This is a genomic window from uncultured Blautia sp. (assembly GCF_902497045.1).
GTDB lineage: Bacteria > Bacillota > Clostridia > Lachnospirales > Lachnospiraceae > Blautia_A.
This window is the reverse complement of sequence record NZ_CABVDF010000302.1, coordinates 1-2,581: the sequence shown is the minus strand read 5'-3', so window position 1 is coordinate 2,581 and position 2,581 is coordinate 1. Positions and strand designations below refer to the sequence as shown.

Sequence of the window (2,581 nt, the reverse complement as noted above, 5' to 3'; positions counted from 1 at the left end):
ATGAAATATATTGTGATATATGCCGATATGACGTAAAAGAATATATGTTCCGTGAGGTCATGGGATTAAAAGAAGAAAGATCCTATTGGCTGAAAAGGGCAAAAAAAGCAGAACAGGAACTGAAAGGTATAAAAGAAAGTACTACGTTTAAGCTTGGTCAGTCTGTTCTGGCTGTTCCCAGGAAATTAAAGAAGATGATAAAACATTGATTGAGACAAGTGTATGGAGGAAAGAAAAAAATGAAGTTTAAATGGAGTACAGGATCTTCAAATAATGGAGAGGTTCTGGTTTCCGTAATTGTTCCTGTATGTAATGTGGCAAAATATCTGCCAAATTGTTTGGACAGTATCTGCGGACAGACATTAAATAATATTGAAATCATCTGTGTAGATGACTGTTCCAGGGATTCTTCTGCAAAAATACTGAAGGATTATGCAGCAAGGGATTCCAGGGTCATTCCCATATATCACAGTGAAAATTTAAGCACTTCTCAGGCAAGAAAAGATGGAGTGGCAGCATCCCGTGGAAGATATATCATGTTTGTTGACGGAGATGACGAACTGCATCCTCAGGCCTGTGAAATAGCTTACAGGGCAATAGAAAAATATCGTACAGATATGGTTCAGTTTGGCACAGAGATTATCAATTGTGCAGGAGTGCCTAAAGAACGTATCGAAATGAACCAGAAACTGCTGGAACCTTATATGGAAGCTGAGATCAATGAAGAAAATCTTGTTGGGGCCTGCTGGACAGATAAGTTTTTTGGGTACAGTCTTTGGAATAAGATTTACAAGGGAGACATATGCCGCAGGGCATTTCAGCAGGTAAAGGACGGATCTTTTCCTAAAGCACAGGATTTGTATGCTTTTTTTCTGATTGCATACAATTCCAGAAGCTACAGAGGGATTGAAGACCAGTTGTACCGGTATAAATTTGGACTTGGAGTTACCGGCAGCAATTATATATCAACTGCCAAATTTGATGTTCTTCTCACAGAAAAAAAAGTATGGGAAGCATTGGTGGAGTTTGCACAGCAGCAGGGAGAACTGGAAAAATATCAGTCGGTTCTTGATACCATTGCTGATCATTTTCTTGGGGATTGTACAGGACGCTGGGCCAGAAATCTTCAGATAGAAAATCTGTCGGAAGCATTTCAGCATCTCATTGATGTCTGGGGAATGGATAAAGTGATCAGTAAGCTTGCAGAACAGAACTGGGAGAAAGCTGCTGGTGTTGCAGAGAAGCTTGCACAGGTGGAGCTGTTTACACATAAGAAACATATTTCAGGTTATCCGAGAACAGTGGCAATGTATTACCGTTCGATCAAAAATGGGGGTGCCCAGAGGGTTGCGGCTGAGCTGTGCAATATTTGGGCAGAAATGGTGGATGAAGCAGGAAATCCGTTGTACAAGGTAATCTTGATTACAGACGAGGAGGAGGAAAAGAATTCAATCAAGGAGTATTCTTTGGATCCTCGTGTAAAAAGAGACTGTATTCCTGCTGTTACAAAATTAACAGAAGGATTGTATTCCAGACGATATCAGGCATGGGAACGAGTGATCCGGGAGCATGGAATAGATATTGTTGTAACAGGAATGTGGGTGGACCCCTGTATTTTATGGGATATACTCAGTGTAAAAGGGCAGCCGTCGCATCCGGCTTTTGTAATACACTGTCACAGTTTTACCTGTGCTCCTTACCGTTTTATGGGAGACAAATTTGCTGAGCTGATCTATGATTATCGTATCAGTAATGGAGTTGTAACCTTATCAGAGGCAGATCAGAGACTGGTCAGCTGCTTTACCGATTATTCAAAATGCATCTCTAATCCGATTTCTTTTACTGTGGATTCTACTGTGATCACAGAAAGAAAAGACAATACAATTGTATGGGCTGGCAGGATTTCGCCGGAGAAGCAGCCTTTTGATGCGGCATATATGATGGCCCATGTAGTAAAAAAAATACCGGATGCCAGATTATATATGATCGGTCAGGGAAATGAAAATGTCAGTAAAGAACTGGAGGATCTGATCGAACAGCTGGGAATACAGGATAATCTTATTTTAACCGGATTTACCTCAAAAGTAGAAAAATATTACAGCACTGCATCTGTATTTGTGGGAACATCCGAATATGAAGGTTTTTCCATGGTGTTCTGCGAGGCGATGGCGCATGGAGTTCCTGTAGTGACTTACGATCTTCCGTGGCTTACCTTGACAAGAGACGGAAGAGGAATCATCTCTGTACCGCAGAAGCGTCCTGATCTTCTTGCAAAGGAGGTAATAAAACTTCTTGAAGATCCGAAATTGGGAGAAGAGATTGGTCTGAAGGGCCGGGAACAGGTGCAGGACCTGGAAAAAACAGATCTTGGAGAGCAGTGGGACAGCTTTTTTACAGAAATATCTTCAGAAGGAGAGGAAAATCAAAACCGGAATCCGGATGAAGTAGAAACTGTACTGCTGAAATATATGACCTTATATGCAAAAATAGGAAAAGATGCAAAAATAGAAAATCTGGAAAAAAGGATACAGTCTCTTCGCCGTACAAATAAAAAATTAAAAGAAAAAAATAAAGCTGTAAA

At 40.6% G+C, this 2,581-nt stretch carries 2 protein-coding genes; both read left to right on the top strand.

Annotated features, from left to right (window positions below; genetic code table 11):
* A partial coding sequence (locus RDS42_RS14030) for a hypothetical protein (protein ID WP_308784204.1) occupies positions 1–209 on the top strand: 209 nt, incomplete at its 5' end.
* 30 nt (positions 210–239) lie between these two features.
* On the top strand, positions 240–2,581 hold a 2,342-nt coding region (locus tag RDS42_RS14025; protein ID WP_308784203.1), incomplete at its 3' end, for a glycosyltransferase.